We start from the raw sequence: 15,144 nt of genomic DNA, 5'->3' as shown, positions 1-15,144 counted from the left end.
TTCGCGCCGGGGCGGCGAATTGATAGGGCAACGCCATTTGTTGGTAATGGGCCGTCACGGTCTACGCGGCTTTCGGCGGAAATTTCGGCGCGTGCAGGCCGAGCGCCATGGCTTGATGCACCAGCGCCATAATGTCTTCCTGAGCCAGCTCGAACAGGCGCTTGAGCTCGGGCAGGACGAAGTACACCGGCTGCAGGATGTCGATGCGATACGGCGTGCGCATCGCTTCGAGTGCATCGAAGGGCTGGTGTTCGGGCACGTCGGACAGCGCGTAGAGAGTTTCCTTCGGCGAGGAGAGGATGCCGCCACCGTAGATGCGCCGGCCCTCTGGGGTGTCGAGCAGGCCGAATTCGATGGTCAGCCAGTACAGCCGCGCCAGATAGACGCGCTGCTCTTTCGTGGCCTGAAGGCCGAGCTTGCCGTAGGTGTGGGTGAATTCGGCGAACCAGGGGTTGGTGAGCATTGGGCAGTGGCCGAATATCTCGTGGAAGATGTCCGGTTCCTTCAGGTAGTCCAGCTCCTCGGGCGTGCGGATGAAGGTGGCGACGGGAAACTGCTTGCTGGCCAGCAGCTCGAAGAAGGTCTGGAACGGGATCAGCGCCGGAACCCGCGCCACGCGCCAGCCGGTGCTGGCTTCGAGCACACGGTTGATCTCGCCGAGCTGCGGAATGCGCTCCATGGGCAGGCCGAGTTGCTCTATACCGTCCAGGTATTCCTGGCAGGCGCGATTCTCGATCACCTCCAGCTGGCGGGTGATCAGGGTATTCCACACCTGATGCTCGCTTTCCGGGTAATGGATAAAGCCACTCTCGTCCGGTTCCCGGGCCAGGTACTGCGTACTCTTCATCGCTGCCTCCTTCTGGGGGCTGTTGTTCTTGTCTTGACCCGAGCATGCCGCTGATTGCTCGGGTTGAAAGCAGGCGAGTGAGAGGCGGTGCCTTACGCAGGGTCCAGAAACTGTAAAATTTTGATTACGATTTTGCCGGAATGGCGAATATCCAGCTTGCTGGTTGGTTTTGGTGTCACATATTCTTGACGGAAATTATGCTGCCATCGTCGATTTCAGCGACCTGGCGGCGGCCATAACAACAAGAGCCTGAGCCATGCGTATCAAGGTCCACTGCCAAAACCGTGTTGGCATCCTGCGTGACATCCTCAACCTGCTGGTCGACTACGGCATCAATGTCGCCCGCGGCGAAGTGGGCGGCGAGCAGGGCAACGCCATCTACTTGCACTGCCCGAACCTGATCAACCTGCAGTTCCAGTCGCTGCGGCCCAAATTCGAGGCCATCCCCGGGGTGTTCGGGGTCAAGCGCGTCGGCCTGATGCCCAGCGAGCGCCGTCATCTGGAGCTCAACGCGCTGCTCGGTGCGCTGGATTTCCCGGTGCTGTCGATCGACATGGGCGGCAGCATCGTCGCCGCCAATCGCAGCGCCGCGCAGCTGCTCGGCGTGCGCGTCGACGAGGTGCCGGGCATGGCGCTGTCGCGTTATGCCGAGGACTTCGACCTGCCCGAGTTGGTGCGCGCCAACAAGGCGCGGATCAACGGCCTGCGGGTGAAGATCAAGGGCGATGTGTTTCTCGCCGATATCGCGCCGTTGCAGAACGAGCACGACGACAGCGAGGCGCTGGCCGGCGCGGTGCTGACCCTGCACCGCGCCGACCGCGTCGGCGAGCGCATCTACCACGTGCGCAAGCAGGAGCTGCGCGGCTTCGACTCGATCTTCCAGAGCTCCAAGGTGATGGCCGCGGTAGTCAAGGAAGCGCGCCGTATGGCGCCGCTGGACGCGCCGCTGCTGATCGAGGGCGAAACCGGCACCGGCAAGGAGCTGCTGGCGCGCGCCTGTCACCTGGCCAGCCCGCGCGGGCAATCGCCGTTCATGGCACTTAACTGCGCAGGGTTACCAGAGTCCATGGCTGAGACCGAGCTGTTCGGCTACGGCCCCGGTGCTTTCGAAGGCGCGCGCCCGGAAGGCAAGCTCGGACTGTTGGAGCTGACTGCAGGCGGCACGCTGTTTCTCGATGGCGTCGGCGAGATGAGCCCGCGTCTGCAGGCCAAGCTGCTGCGCTTTCTGCAGGATGGTTGCTTCCGCCGTGTGGGCAGCGACGAGGAGGTGTACCTGGACGTGCGAGTGATCTGCGCCACCCAGGTCGATCTGTCCGAACTCTGCGCCCATGGCGAGTTTCGTCAGGATCTCTACCACCGCCTTAACGTGCTCAGCCTGCATATCCCGCCGCTGCGCGAATGCCTCGATGGCCTGGCACCTTTGGTCGAGCACTTTCTCGATTCCGCCAGCCGGCAGATCGGTTGTGCGCTGCCGAAACTGGCGCCGCAGGCCTTCGAGCGCATGGCCCATTATCATTGGCCGGGCAACGTGAGGCAACTGGAAAACGTGCTGTTCCAGGCGGTGTCGCTGTGCGATGGCGGTACGGTAAAGGCCGAGCATATCCGCCTGCCGGACTACGGCGCGCCACAGCCGCTCGGTGAGTTCTCTGTCGACGGCAACCTCGACGATATCCTCGGCCGCTTCGAGAAGGCGGTGCTGGAGCGGCTGTTCCGCGATCACCCGAGCAGCCGTCAGTTGGGCAAGCGCCTCGGTGTCTCCCATACCACCATCGCCAACAAGCTACGGCAGCACGGGTTGGGCAAGGAGTAGACGCAGGGTGCGCCGCGCGCACCAACGCTCCGCTAGCTCTGGTTGATGTCTGCGATTTTGGGTGCGCACGGCGCCCCCTACGGTTTTCAACGACCGCCGCGCCATGCCGCGAGCACGCGCTCGCGCATGGCTCGTCGGTCTTGCAGGCGCTCGATCAGTTGCTCGGCTAGGTCGAGCCAGTAGGGATCGACCTTGGCCTGAACCACCGCAAGGCCGGAAGCGAGATTGGCCCAGGCCGGAGGCAGGCGGCCGTGACGCAGGGCGAATCCGCCGTCACGGTCACGCGCCAGGTAGCGTACGCGGGTGATGCCGGCCAGCAGGATACGGCCGTAGCACATCAGGCAGGGTTCGAGGCTGACGTACAGGGTCAGACCTCGGCGGTCGACTTGCGCATGTTCGCTTTCGAGCTGGTCGAGCACCTGCATCTCGGCGTGGGCGGCGCTGCTGTAAGTCGAGGTGAACACCTGGTTGCGAGCGCTGCACAGCAATTCACCTGCGCCATCCACCAGCAGTGCGCCGACCGCATAACAACCTTCTTCGAGTGCCAGCAGGGCTTGTTCGCAGCACAGCCTGGCCCAGGTGTCATCGTCGTGAGTGCTGGCTGGCGCCTGCTGCAACAGGGCGAGGTGCTCGGTGTTCATGGCGTCTCCATGGCCGGCGAAATGTTGTCGGAGTATGGCCCGCCATTGGTCACGTGCCCTACGACCTTGGTGCAATAGGCAGGGCAGGCACCGGCGGCGACACTGAGGCCGTCCCGATCATCCTGCGTGATTTGGGTGCAAGCGTTTCCGCATTCCTTTCGAGGAGTGCCTTGAATGGGCGGGCGACCAATTTGGTCGCCCTTTTTTTGCCCGGAATTTTACCTGGCGCTACACGCCCTGGTTCAGCCGGTCGATCAGCGCGCGTACGCTGCCCGGCAGCGCATCCAGCTCACGGACCAGCATGCTGCGCTCGCGCACCGCCCAGGCTTCGTCCAGTTGCAGGATGGCCAGTTGCATGGTGCGGCTGTGCCGGCGTGCGGCCGACTCGGGAATGATACCGATGCCGACGCCGCCTTCGATCATCCGGCAGATCGCCTCGAAGCTCGAGACCTGGATGCGCAGGGCCAGGTTGCCGCCGAGTTCTTCCACTTGCTCACGCAAAAAACTCAGTAGGGTGCTGCCTTCGTGCAGGCCGATGTGCTGGTAGGCGAGAGTGTCGGCGAAACTCACCGACTGCCGCTGCGCCAGGGCATGGCCCAGCGGCACGGCCAGCACCAGGCGGTCTGTGCTGAAGTGCAGCACCTGCAAACCTGGCGCCTGCACCGGGCCGGCGATGATGCCGAGATCCGCCGCGCCATCGAGTACGCCACGGACGATATCGCGGCTCAGACGCTCCTGCAGGTCGACGGTAACGCCGGGACGTTCGGCGAGAAAACCGGCCAGCACCTCAGGGAGAAATTCGGTCACTGCCGTGGTGTTGGCGAAGATGCGGATATGCCCTGCTGCGTCGGTGCCGTATTCGGTGAATTCGCTCTTCAGATAATCCACCTGGCGCATGATCAGCCGCGCGTGCTGCAGTAGGCGCTGGCCGGCCGGGGTCAGCTCGACGCCACGGCTGTCGCGATACAGCAGGCGGCTGCCGAGCTGGCTTTCCAGTGACTTGATCCGCGCGCTGGCGGCGGCCGGCGAGAGAAACGCCTTGCGCGCGCCCTGGGTCAGGCTTGGCGACTCGGCAATGTGGATGAACAGGCGCAGGTCGGGCAGATCGAAATGCATGGTGGCCATTTCCTGAGGTCATTCGTAGGAGCCCGCTTGCGGGCGATCACTGGCGATCTGTAAAGCATCGCCCGCAAGCGGGCTCCTACAGGATTCGTGTTAAGCATATCCGAACGCTGGTTTAAATAAATGCGGATTCTCTGAACGCGTGCAGCATCGCATGCTCCAGCTCACACAAGAACCGAGCTGGAACCTGCCCCATGAGTGATTCTGCTTTTTCCGCCTGGATCGGTCGTAGTGAAGAAGTCCACGACCAACTCAGCCGCAACCTGGTCAAGCGCATCGCCGCCACCTTCGGCGAAGCCACGCCGGCCCATGGCGAGGCGCTGCCGCCGCTGTGGCACTGGGCGTTTTTTCAAGAGCCGGTCGCCGAGAACGGTCTGGGCGAGGACGGCCATCCGGCGCGTGGTGGCTTTCTGCCGCCGGCCGACAATCGCAACCGCATGTGGGCTGGCGGCCGTATCGAGTTCATCCAGCCGCTGCGGGTGGGTGGCGAAGCCAGCCGGGTATCGACCATCAAGCACATCGAGGAAAAGCACGGCCGCACCGGCGCGCTGCTGTTCGTCACCGTGCAGCACGACTATCTGCAGGACGGCCAACTGGCCATCCGCGAAGAGCAGGACATCGTCTACCGCGAGCCCAGCCCGCCCAAGGCCAGCAGCGGCGAGCCGCTGGTCGCTGGTGACTGGCGCGAGGCGGTCACGCCGTCCAGCACGCTGCTGTTTCGCTACAGCGCAGTGACCTTCAACGGCCACCGCATCCATTACGACTGGCCCTACGTCACCGAAACCGAAGGCTACAGCGGCCTGGTGGTGCACGGCCCGCTGATCGCCACCCTGAACCTGCGCGCCTTCTGCCGCGCCAACCCGCAGGCGCGCCTGCGTCATTTCGCCTATCGCGGCCTGCGCCCGCTGATTGCGCCGCAGCCGTTCGAGGTCGGTGGGCGCATCAGCGGCGAGGGCCAGGCCGAGCTGTGGGCGGGCAACGAGGCCGGCCTGGCGCAGCGAGCCGAGGTGCAATTCGACTGATTTCTGACGGCAAACACTGATCCGTAGGAGCCCGGCGGGCGGCTAGCTCTTGCGGGCGATCAAAAACGAAGAGCATCGCCTGCAAGCGGGCTCCTACATAGCAAATAGCGCACGACCCGAGGGCGACTGATGAACCACAACAATAACGAAGAACTCAACGCTATCCGCGAAGGCGTGCGCGCCCTCTGTGCGGAGTTTCCCGCCGAATACTGGCGCAAGATCGATGAGGAGAGGGGTTTCCCGGAAGCCTTCGTCACGGCCATGACCGAGGCCGGCTGGCTGTCGGCGATGATCCCGGAAGAGTACGGCGGCTCGGGCCTGGGTCTGGCCGAGGCCTCGGTGATCCTCGAGGAAGTCAACCACTGCGGCGGCAACTCCGGCACCATCCACGGGCAGATGTACAACATGTTCACCCTGCTGCGTAACGGCAGCGAAGAGCAGAAGCGCTACTACCTGCCCAAGCTGGCCAGCGGCGAGCTGCGCCTGCAGTCGATGGGCGTCACCGAGCCGACCACCGGCACCGACACCACCAAGATCAAGACCACCGCCGTGCGTCAGGGCGACAAGTACGTGATCAACGGGCAGAAGGTGTGGATCTCGCGCGTCCAGCATTCCGATCTGATGATCCTGCTGGCGCGCACCACGCCGCTGGCCGAGGTGCAGCGCAAGTCCGAAGGCATGTCGATCTTCCTGGTCGACCTGCGTGAAGCCATCGGCAACGGCCTGACCGTGCAGCCGATCGCCAACATGGTCAATCACGAGACCAACGAGCTGTTCTTCGACAACCTGGAGATTCCCGCCAGCAGCCTGATTGGTGAAGAAGGCAAAGGTTTCCGTTACATCCTCGACGGCCTGAATGCCGAGCGCACGCTGATCGCCGCCGAGTGCATCGGCGATGGTCGCTGGTTTATCGAGAAGTCCGCGCAGTACGCCCGCGATCGTGTGGTGTTCGGTCGGCCCATCGGCCAGAACCAGGGCGTGCAGTTCCCCATCGCCGAGGCGCATATCGAGATCGAGGCTGCCGACCTGATGCGCTGGCGCGCCTGCGAGGAATACGACGCCGGGCGCAACGCCGGGGCGGCGGCCAACATGGCCAAGTACCTGGCGGCCAAGGCCAGCTGGGAGGCGGCCAACGCCTGCCTGCAGACCCATGGCGGCTTCGGCTTCGCCAACGAATACGACGTCGAGCGCAAGTTCCGCGAAACCCGCCTGTACCAGGTGGCGCCGATCTCGACCAACCTGATCCTCTCTTATGTAGCCGAGCACCTGCTCGAGCTGCCACGCAGTTTCTGAGGCCGCGACCATGAGCAAACATACTCAACAACTGGCCGCGTTCCTTGCCGAGCTGTCCTACGAGCAGATTCCTGGCCACGTGCTGGACCGCACCGAAGACCTGTTCCTCGACTGGCTGGGTTCGGCCATAGCCAGCGAGGGCGCGCGGCCGATCCCGCTGTTCGAGGCCTATGCGCAGCGGATGGGCCCGGCCGACGGCCCGGCGCGCATCCTGGTCAACGGCCGCGGCACCTCGGCGTACTTCGCCGCCCTGGTCAACGGTGCGTCGTCTCATCTGGTGGAGCAGGACGACCTGCACAACAGCTCGGTGCTGCACCCGGCCACCGTGGTGTTCCCGGCCGCCCTGGCGGCGGCGCAGGATCTCGGCAAGTCCGGGCGCGAGCTGCTGCTGGCCTCGGTGGCCGGCTACGAGGCGGGCATTCGCATCGGCGAATTCCTTGGTCGCTCGCACTACCGCATCTTTCACACCACGGCCACGGTCGGCACCCTGGCCGCTGCGGTGGCCGTGGGCAAGCTGCTGGACTTCGACCAGCAGCAGTTCATCCACCTGCTCGGTAATGCCGGTACCCAGGCTGCAGGCTTGTGGGAGTTCCTGCGCGATGCCGCCGATTCCAAGCAGCTGCACACCGCCAAGGCGGCGGCCGACGGTCTGCTCGCCGCGTACTTCACCGAGCAGGGCCTGACCGGCGCGCAGAACATTCTCGAAGGCGAGCAGGGCATGGCTGCGGGCATGTCCAGTGACGCCAATCCAAGCAAGCTGTCGGACCGTCTCGGCCGGCGCTGGGCGCTGGTGGAGACCTCGTTCAAGTTCCACGCCTCCTGCCGCCATACCCATCCGGCGGCTGACGCGCTGCTCGACCTGATGCAGCGCGAAGGTCTGCGCCACGAGCAGATCGAGCGAGTCATCGCCCGTGTGCATCAAGGCGCCATCGATGTGCTCGGCCGCGTGACCGTGCCGCAGACCGTGCACCAGGCCAAGTTCTCCATGGGCACCGTGCTCGGCCTGATCGCCGTACATGGCAGCGCGCAACTGACCGAGTTCGCCAACCTGGCGCTGCAGGACCCGGCCGTGGCCGCCTTCCGCGACAAGGTGCAGATGCGCCTGGACCCGGAGGTGGATGTGGCTTACCCGCAGCGCTGGCTGGGCCGCGTCGAGGTGATCACCACCGATGGCCGCACCCTGCGTGGCGCCATCGATGAACCCAAGGGCGACCCCGGCAACACCCTCAGCCGCTCCGAGCTGGAAGACAAGTTCCGCCGCCTGCTGGCCTTCGCCGGCCAGCGCAGCAGCGATGAGGCCGGCGTGCTGATCGAGCGGGTCTGGCGCCTGCGCGAAACCGACGACCTGAGCCAGTTGGCCTGACCGAGGACATGGACATGAACAACGCACAACAACCCCGGCCACTGGATGGCATCACCGTGGTCAGCCTGGAGCACGCCATCGCTGCGCCGTTCTGCACCCGCCAGCTCGCCGACCTCGGCGCTCGGGTGATCAAGGTCGAGCGTCCCGGCAGTGGCGATTTCGCCCGTGGTTATGACGAGCGCGTCAATGGCCTGGCCTCGCACTTCGTGTGGACCAACCGTTCCAAGGAAAGCCTGACCCTCGACCTCAAGCAGGACGACGCCATGCAGGTGCTCGGCAGCCTGCTGGCCAAGGCCGACGTGCTGGTGCAGAACCTTGCGCCGGGCGCCGCCGCGCGCATGGGCCTGTCGTTCGAGGCGCTGCACGAGCGCTTCCCGCAACTGATCGTCTGCGACATCTCCGGCTATGGCGAGGGCGGCCCGTACGAGCAGAAGAAGGCCTACGACTTGCTGATCCAGAGCGAGGGCGGCTTTCTCTCCGTTACCGGCGGCGCGGGCGAGGAGGAGATGGCCAAGGCCGGCTGCTCCATCGCCGATATCGCCGCCGGCATGTACGCCTACACCGGCGTGCTGTCGGCTCTGATGCTGCGCGGCAAGACCGGTATCGGCAGCCGCGTCGACGTATCGATGCTGGAAAGCCTGGTGGAGTGGATGAGCTACCCGCTGTACTACGCCTACGACGGCGCCACGCCGCCGCCGCGCGCTGGCGCCGCGCACTCGACCATCTACCCCTACGGCCCGTTCCCGGCTGGCGACGGCGGTACGGTGATGCTCGGCCTGCAGAACGAGCGTGAGTGGCAGGCGTTCTGCGCCAAGGTGCTGGAGCAGCCGGAGCTGGCTGGCGACGAGCGCTTCTCGGCCAACTTCAAGCGCTCGGCCAACCGCGCCGAACTGCGTGCGCTGATCGTCGAAGCCTTCTCGCGCATGAGTACGGCGCAGGTCATCGAGCGCCTGGAGCTGGCGCAGATCGCCAATGCCCAGGTCAACGACATGGCTGGCGTCTGGGCTCACCCGCAACTCGAAGCGCGCCAGCGTTGGCGCCAGGTCGACAGCCCCAGCGGCAGCCTGCCGGCGCTGTTGCCGCCGGGGCGCAACAGCGCCTTCGAACCGCGCATGGATGCCATCCCGGCGTTGGGCCAGCACACCGATGCGTTGCTCGCCGAGCTGGGTTATGCCGCTGGCGATATCCAGCGCCTGCATGAACAGGGGGCGGTATGAACTCGCCTGTTTGCGGATTCAATCCGGTTGCGTGTCGTTGCGTAGGGTGCGCTGTGCGCACCGATGAATCCAGAAGCTGGTGCGCACGGCGCACCCTACGGGGCAAGGTATGAATTCACAGATCATTCGCAGCGCCCTGTTCGTGCCGGCGAGCCGCCCGGAGCGCATCCCCAAGGCGCTCGCCGTCGGTGCCGACGCGGTCATCGTCGACCTGGAAGACGCCGTGCAGGAGAGCCTCAAGGTCGAGGCCCGCGCCCATCTCGATGGCTTTCTCACCGCCAATCCAGAGGCTCGCTTGCTGGTGCGCATCAACGCGCCAGAGCATGCCGGCCATGGCGCCGATATCGAACTGTGCGGCCGTCATGCCGGTGTCATCGGCGTGCTGCTGCCCAAGGTGGAAAGTGCTGCGCAGGTGGCGCGTGTGGCGGCCTGCGGCAAGCCGGTGTGGCCGATCATCGAGAGTGCAGCGGGGCTGCTGGCGCTGGCGGAGATCGCCCGCAGCGAAGGCGTCGAGCGCCTGTCCTTCGGCGCCCTCGACCTGGGGCTGGACCTGGGCCTGAGCAGCGGCAGCGCCGCGGCCGAACGCATCCTCGACCAGGCCCGTTATGCCTTGCTGCTGCATTCGCGCACGGCCGGCCTGGCCGCACCGCTCGACAGCGTATTTCCCGCCATCGAGGACCGCGACGGCCTTGCCCGCACGACGCGCGATGCCCGCGACATGGGCTTCGACGGTTTGCTCTGCATCCACCCGACTCAGGTGGCGCTCGTCCACGACGCCTTGCGCCCGACCGACCAGGAATTGGCCTGGGCGCGCCGGGTGATGACGGCAGCCAGCCGCGGCGACGGAGTCTTCGTGGTCGACGGCCAGATGGTCGACGCCCCCGTACTCGGTCGCGCTCGTCGTCTGCTGCAACGCGCAGGAGAACCGTAGGAGCCCGCTTGCGGGCGATGCTTCTCAGCCGATCGCCGGCAAGCCGGCTCCTACAAAAAACGGCTGGCTGCCAAGGCAGTCAGCCACCTTGTAACCACGTACCAACCTACAAAAACAATGAGGTAACGTCATGTTCAAACTCACCGCCAAGGCGCTCGCCTGCGCCGCCATTATGTCCTGTGCAGGCCTGGCTCAGGCTGCCGATGCGCCCATCCTGATCAAGTTCGCCCATGTGGTGGCAGACAACACACCCAAGGGGCAGGGCGCGCTGCTGCTCAAACAACTGGCCGAAGAGCGCCTGCCAGGCCGGGTGAAGGTAGAGGTCTACCCCAACTCGTCGCTGTTTGGCGACGGCAAGGAAATGGAGGCGCTGCTGCTCGGCGACGTGCAGATGCTGGCGCCGTCGCTGGCCAAGTTCGAGCAGTACGCCAAACCGATGCAGATCTTCGACCTGCCATTTCTGTTCGACAACATGGAGGCGGTCGATCGCTTCCAGGCCAGCCCGGAGGGTCGTGGGCTGCTGACCTCAATGGAAGACAAGAACATCACTGGCCTGGCCTACTGGCACAACGGTCTGAAGGTGATGTCGGCCAACAAGCCGCTGCGCGATCCGGCCGATGCCCGGGGTCTGAAGTTCCGCGTGCAGGCGTCGGCGGTGCTGGAGGAACAGTTCAAGGCGGTGCGCGCCAACCCGCGCAAGATGAGTTTTGCCGAGGTCTATCAGGGCCTGCAGACCGGCGTGGTCAACGGCACCGAGAACACCTGGTCGAACTACTTCAGCCAGAAGGTGCACGAGGTGCAGAAGTACATGACCGAGTCCGACCATGGCCTGATCGACTACATGGTGATCACCAACACCAAATTCTGGAAGGGCCTGCCGGATGACGTGCGCAGCGAGCTGGAAACCATCATGGCCGAGGTTTCCGTCGAGGTGAACAAGCAGGCTGACGAACTCAACCGCACAGCCAAAGAGGATATTGCCAAGGCTGGCACCACCGAGATCATCGAGCTGACCCCGCAGCAGCGCGCCGAATGGCGTGAGGCGATGCGCCCGGTGTGGCAGAAGTTCGAGAAGGAGATCGGCGCCGAGCTGATCCAGGCGGCAGAGAAGTCCAACCAGGGCTGAGTGTTCCCCCTGGCATGAAAACGCCCGGCTTGTGCCGGGCGTTTTCATGTCGAATGAGGGCGTCGCGGCTAAAGCCCCTCCCACATTATTTTGTCAGCCCCTGACCGCAATTGGCTGTTGCAACTCGGCGCAGACCCTAACGCCGCGACGGTGTGACCTCATTACCCGTGTAGGAGCTCCGCCTCGGGGCGAAGCGATTGCAGCCATTGAGTGACTTTAGCGTTGGCCATGGCATTCGTCGCGGGGCGCGACTCCCACGATAAGCATCAACTCCGTGCTTTTGGGCTTAGCCTTCGGGGGCAGGCGATGAAAGTGGTATGCAGACGGACCGACGCTATCTTGTGCGAGGGGCTTTAGCCGCGATTTGGTAGCCGAACCTCAGAGCCCGGCCTCCTGCATCCACTTCGGCTTGGGATAGCGGCGATCGGATTTGCCCGCCTTGAGGATGGCGCCCGGCACCTCGTGGCCGATCAGGTCGGGCAGGGTGGCGGCGGCGTCGAGCAGGGCATCGAGGTTCACGCCGGTGTCCAGGCCCATGCGCTGGAACATGTGCACCAGATCCTCGGTGCAGATATTGCCGCTGGCACCCGGCGCGTAGGGGCAGCCGCCAAGGCCGCCGAGCGAGGCGTCGAAGCGGTCGATGCCAGCATTCAGCGCCGCCAGTGCATTGGCCAGGCCCATGCCACGGGTGTTGTGAAAATGCGCGGTAAATACTGCTTCGGGCCAGCGCTGCAGGGCCTCGCGGCAGATACGCTCGACCTGTGCCGGGTCGGCCATGCCGGTGGTGTCGCACAGGGTCACGGCCTGTACGCCGATCTCCAGCAGACGCTCGGTCAGTTCATATACGCGCGTCTCGGGCACCTCGCCCTCGAACGGGCAGCCGAAGGTGGTCGACAGCGAGGTGTTGATGAGCACGCCGCTGCCACGCGTCACCTCGATGATCTCGGCGAACTGCGCCAGCGATTGCTCCGGCGTCATGCGCAGGTTGGCCAGGCCATGGGTGTCGCTGGCCGACATCACCAGGTTGATCTCATCCACTTCGCACGACAACGCGCGCTCGCAGCCCCTCACGTTGGGCACCAGCACGGTGTATTCCACGCCAGCCACGCGCTGGATGCCGCGCATCACCTCTTCGGCATCGCGCAGGTTGGGGATGGCTTTGGGCGAGGTGAAGGAGGTGACCTCGATCTTGGCCAGGCCGGTGTGGGACAGGCGGTCGATCAGGGCGATCTTGTCTTCGGTGGGCACGAAGGACGCTTCGATCTGGAAGCCGTCACGGGTGGCGACGTCCTGGATATAAAGGCGTTTGCTCATGGGTAATCCTCAATCTTTGATCGTTCCCACGTCGAACCGTCCGCGTGGGAATGCATCCGGCAGACGCTCTGCGTCGTCTGCTCTAAGGGGTGGACGCGGAGCGTCCTGGGCTGAGTTCCCACGCAGCAGAGCGTGGGAACTATCTGCAGCCATCTGGCTAGATGATCCCGCGTTCGCGCAGCCCAGCGACCTGCTCAGCACTCAGACCAAGCCCGGCGAGGATGTCGTCGTTGTGCTCTCCGAGCTGCGGGCCGCCGGTGCCGATACGGCCTGGCGTGCGGCTGAGCTTCGGTAGTACGCCCGGCACCTTGAGCGGGCCGACGCTGGTCTGCACCTGCTCGATCATCTGCCGCGCCAGGTAGTGCGGGTCGCTGACGATATCGGCGGCGGTGTAAGGGTAGCCGGCCGGCACGCGGGCGCTCTTGAGCGCTTCGATCACCTCATCGCGGCCACGCTGCGTGGTCCATTCGGCGATGGCGCCGTCAATCAGCTCGGCATGCTGGCTGCGTCCGTCGTTCTGCGCCAGGCGCGGGTCGTTGCCCAGGTCGTCACGGCCGATCAGGCTCATCAGGCGCTTGTAGATGCTGTCGCCATTGCCGGCGATCAGCACGTAGCTGCCGTCGTTGCAGGGGTAGGAGTTGGACGGCGTGATACCGGGCAGGGCGCTGCCGGCCGGCTCGCGGACGTAGCCGAAGGCGTCGTATTCGGGGATCAGGCTTTCCATCATGGCGAATACCGACTCGTACAGTGCCACGTCGATTTCCTGGCCTTCGCCGCTGCGCGCACGCTCCTGCAGGGCCAGCAGCACGCCAATCACACCGTACAGCGAGGACAGCGAGTCGCCGATGCTGATGCCCACGCGTACCGGTGCCTGGCCGGGGTAGCCGGAAAGGTGGCGCAGGCCGCCCATGGCTTCGCCGATCACGCCGAAACCTGGCAGGTCGCGGTAGGGGCCGGTCTGCCCATAGCCGGAGATGCGCAGCATGATCAGCCGCGGGTTGATCGCCTTCAGCGCCTCATAGCCCAGGCCCCAGCCTTCCAGTGTGCCGGGGCGGAAGTTCTCCACCAGCACATCGGCCTCGGCCACCAGCTTGCGCACGATGTCCTGGGCTTCGGCCTGCTTCAGGTCGAGGGTCAGCGAGCGCTTGTTGCGCGACTGCACGTGCCACCAGAGCGAGGTGCCGTCCTTGATCTTGCGCCATTTGCGCAGTGGGTCGCCGACGCCCGGCGGCTCGATCTTGATCACGTCGGCGCCGAATTCGCCGAGCAGTTTGCTGGCGAAGGGACCGGCGATAAGCTGGCCCATCTCGATCACCTTGAGCCCCTGCAGGGCCATGTTGCGGGTGTTGTTTTGAGTCATGGCTGCACCTGATTTGCCTGTGCGTTTCTCGTGGTGCGCAGAATGGCGCAGCGGCGCGGTGCCGACAATTGCCCAATGGTCAAGCTAGGCTTCGCGTATCACGAAGTGGCATGCTGTAAATCAGCTTTCTGGTAGCTTCGCTTCGCCAGGCACGAAATGGAGACCCTCATGCGCCGCATCGATTTCGTCACCCTCAAGCTGTTCGTCGCCATCGCCGATGAGCGCAGCCTGACCCGCGCTGCCGAGCGCGAGCACTTGGCCCTGGCGGCGGTGAGCAAGCGCGTCAGCGACCTGGAAAACCAGCTCGGCATCGCGCTGCTCTATCGCCAGCTCAAGGGCGTCGAACTGACTCCGGCCGGCCATGCATTGCTGCACCACGCGCGCAACATGATGGACAACCTCGAACAGCTCAACGCCGACCTCAGTGAGTTCAGTGAAGGGGTCAAGGGCCATGTGCGCATTCACGCCAACACCTCGGCGGTGATCGAATTTCTGCCCGAGGATCTGGCCAGTTTCAGCCGCCTGCACCCGCAGGTGAAGATCGACCTGGAGGAGCGGGTCAGCAGCGAGACCATCCGCGCCGTACGCGAGGGCCTGACCGATATCGGCATCTTCGCCGGGCATGTGCCGGCCGAGGATCTGCAGGTGTTCACCTACCGTCACGACCAGCTGGTGCTGGTCACCCCGCATGAGCATCCACTGGCCGAACGCGACGGCCTGTTCCTGCGCGAGGCGGTAGGCTTCGATTTCATCGGCCTGCAGCAGGACGCCTCATTACATGGCCTGTTGCAGCATTCGGCGCAGAGCCAGGGCGTGGCCCTGCGCCTGCGTATTCAGGTACGCAGCTTCGAAGCCATCTGCCGGATGATCCACACCGGTATGGGCGTCGGTGTGTTGCCGGACCTGGCGGTGCGTACCTATTTGCCGGCGCTCGATGTGCGAGTGATCCCGCTGCACGATCCCTGGGCTCGGCGCGAACTCAAGGTGGCGGTGCGTAACCAGGACAACCTTTCGCTGACCGCGAAGCAGATGCTCGACCATCTGCGTAACAGCTCATCAACAGAGGATCTTTCAACACTGCCTTCGTGAATGCCGAAG

The 15,144-nt window shown here is 64.8% G+C and carries 13 protein-coding genes; 8 read left to right on the top strand and 5 right to left on the bottom strand.

Annotated features, from left to right (window positions below; all coding sequences use genetic code 11):
• Positions 1 to 61 precede the first annotated feature (61 nt).
• Complete coding sequence (gene phhA, locus DBO86_RS09695; RefSeq protein ID WP_108233569.1) at positions 62 to 847, bottom strand: phenylalanine 4-monooxygenase; 786 nt, start codon at positions 845 to 847, stop codon at positions 62 to 64.
• Positions 848 to 1,103: 256 nt separating this feature from the next.
• On the opposite strand from phhA, the gene DBO86_RS09690 reads away from it, so the two are divergent.
• Positions 1,104 to 2,657 (top strand): sigma-54-dependent transcriptional regulator, encoded by a 1,554-nt coding sequence (locus DBO86_RS09690; protein WP_104727579.1) that lies wholly within the window; start codon positions 1,104 to 1,106, stop codon positions 2,655 to 2,657.
• A gap of 86 nt (positions 2,658 to 2,743) precedes the next feature.
• On the opposite strand, the gene DBO86_RS09685 is transcribed toward DBO86_RS09690, so the two are convergent.
• Positions 2,744 to 3,298, bottom strand: coding sequence for a nucleoside deaminase (locus tag DBO86_RS09685; RefSeq protein WP_003462169.1), 555 nt, complete (start codon positions 3,296 to 3,298; stop codon positions 2,744 to 2,746).
• Positions 3,299 to 3,526: 228 nt separating this feature from the next.
• Positions 3,527 to 4,414 carry a LysR family transcriptional regulator gene (locus tag DBO86_RS09680; RefSeq protein WP_108233580.1) on the bottom strand — a complete coding sequence of 296 codons (888 nt, stop codon included), beginning with the start codon at positions 4,412 to 4,414 and terminating at the stop codon, positions 3,527 to 3,529.
• A gap of 200 nt (positions 4,415 to 4,614) precedes the next feature.
• Here DBO86_RS09680 and DBO86_RS09675 point away from each other — a divergent pair, with 200 nt between their 5' ends.
• From DBO86_RS09675 to DBO86_RS09650, 6 genes are all read left to right on the top strand, one after another.
• Positions 4,615 to 5,442, top strand: a complete 828-nt coding sequence (locus DBO86_RS09675) for an HTD2 family dehydratase (protein WP_108233568.1) — start codon at positions 4,615 to 4,617, stop codon at positions 5,440 to 5,442.
• A 129-nt stretch (positions 5,443 to 5,571) separates the two neighbouring features.
• Positions 5,572 to 6,735, top strand: coding sequence for an acyl-CoA dehydrogenase family protein (locus DBO86_RS09670; protein WP_084341116.1), 1,164 nt, complete (start codon positions 5,572 to 5,574; stop codon positions 6,733 to 6,735).
• A gap of 10 nt (positions 6,736 to 6,745) precedes the next feature.
• Positions 6,746 to 8,098, top strand: a complete 1,353-nt coding sequence (locus DBO86_RS09665) for an MmgE/PrpD family protein (protein WP_108233567.1) — start codon at positions 6,746 to 6,748, stop codon at positions 8,096 to 8,098.
• 14 nt (positions 8,099 to 8,112) lie between these two features.
• The gene (locus DBO86_RS09660; protein ID WP_108233566.1) at positions 8,113 to 9,315 is read left to right on the top strand and encodes a CaiB/BaiF CoA transferase family protein; all 1,203 of its coding nucleotides are present in this window, start codon (positions 8,113 to 8,115) and stop codon (positions 9,313 to 9,315) included.
• A 109-nt stretch (positions 9,316 to 9,424) separates the two neighbouring features.
• Positions 9,425 to 10,246 (top strand): HpcH/HpaI aldolase/citrate lyase family protein, encoded by an 822-nt coding sequence (locus DBO86_RS09655; protein ID WP_003462158.1) that lies wholly within the window; start codon positions 9,425 to 9,427, stop codon positions 10,244 to 10,246.
• A gap of 130 nt (positions 10,247 to 10,376) precedes the next feature.
• Positions 10,377 to 11,372, top strand: a complete 996-nt coding sequence (locus DBO86_RS09650) for a TRAP transporter substrate-binding protein (protein ID WP_108233565.1) — start codon at positions 10,377 to 10,379, stop codon at positions 11,370 to 11,372.
• A 378-nt stretch (positions 11,373 to 11,750) separates the two neighbouring features.
• Here DBO86_RS09650 and DBO86_RS09645 read toward each other — a convergent pair whose 3' ends face one another.
• Both DBO86_RS09645 and DBO86_RS09640 read right to left on the bottom strand, forming a co-directional pair.
• Entirely contained in the window at positions 11,751 to 12,686 is a 936-nt protein-coding gene (locus DBO86_RS09645; RefSeq protein WP_108233564.1) for a hydroxymethylglutaryl-CoA lyase, read from the bottom strand.
• 157 nt (positions 12,687 to 12,843) lie between these two features.
• Positions 12,844 to 14,046: a CaiB/BaiF CoA transferase family protein gene (locus DBO86_RS09640; RefSeq protein ID WP_074858500.1), complete on the bottom strand. Its 1,203-nt coding sequence runs from the start codon at positions 14,044 to 14,046 to the stop codon at positions 12,844 to 12,846.
• A gap of 168 nt (positions 14,047 to 14,214) precedes the next feature.
• Between DBO86_RS09640 and DBO86_RS09635 the strand changes: the two genes are divergently transcribed.
• Complete coding sequence (locus tag DBO86_RS09635; RefSeq protein ID WP_108233563.1) at positions 14,215 to 15,135, top strand: LysR family transcriptional regulator; 921 nt, start codon at positions 14,215 to 14,217, stop codon at positions 15,133 to 15,135.
• The last annotated feature ends 9 nt before the right edge of the window (positions 15,136 to 15,144 follow it).

The sequence above is a fragment of the Ectopseudomonas oleovorans genome (assembly GCF_003052605.1).
Classification (GTDB): domain Bacteria; phylum Pseudomonadota; class Gammaproteobacteria; order Pseudomonadales; family Pseudomonadaceae; genus Aquipseudomonas; species Aquipseudomonas oleovorans_A.
This window is presented reverse-complemented; position numbering and strand designations above follow the sequence as displayed.

Coding starts and splice junctions, on each gene's coding strand:
- phhA (WP_108233569.1), bottom strand. CDS start 847: ATGAAGAGTACGCAGTACCTGGCCCGGGAACCGGACGAGAGTGGCTTT.
- DBO86_RS09690 (WP_104727579.1), top strand. CDS start 1,104: ATGCGTATCAAGGTCCACTGCCAAAACCGTGTTGGCATCCTGCGTGAC.
- DBO86_RS09685 (WP_003462169.1), bottom strand. CDS start 3,298: ATGAACACCGAGCACCTCGCCCTGTTGCAGCAGGCGCCAGCCAGCACT.
- DBO86_RS09680 (WP_108233580.1), bottom strand. CDS start 4,414: ATGCATTTCGATCTGCCCGACCTGCGCCTGTTCATCCACATTGCCGAG.
- DBO86_RS09675 (WP_108233568.1), top strand. CDS start 4,615: ATGAGTGATTCTGCTTTTTCCGCCTGGATCGGTCGTAGTGAAGAAGTC.
- DBO86_RS09670 (WP_084341116.1), top strand. CDS start 5,572: ATGAACCACAACAATAACGAAGAACTCAACGCTATCCGCGAAGGCGTG.
- DBO86_RS09665 (WP_108233567.1), top strand. CDS start 6,746: ATGAGCAAACATACTCAACAACTGGCCGCGTTCCTTGCCGAGCTGTCC.
- DBO86_RS09660 (WP_108233566.1), top strand. CDS start 8,113: ATGAACAACGCACAACAACCCCGGCCACTGGATGGCATCACCGTGGTC.
- DBO86_RS09655 (WP_003462158.1), top strand. CDS start 9,425: ATGAATTCACAGATCATTCGCAGCGCCCTGTTCGTGCCGGCGAGCCGC.
- DBO86_RS09650 (WP_108233565.1), top strand. CDS start 10,377: ATGTTCAAACTCACCGCCAAGGCGCTCGCCTGCGCCGCCATTATGTCC.
- DBO86_RS09645 (WP_108233564.1), bottom strand. CDS start 12,686: ATGAGCAAACGCCTTTATATCCAGGACGTCGCCACCCGTGACGGCTTC.
- DBO86_RS09640 (WP_074858500.1), bottom strand. CDS start 14,046: ATGACTCAAAACAACACCCGCAACATGGCCCTGCAGGGGCTCAAGGTG.
- DBO86_RS09635 (WP_108233563.1), top strand. CDS start 14,215: ATGCGCCGCATCGATTTCGTCACCCTCAAGCTGTTCGTCGCCATCGCC.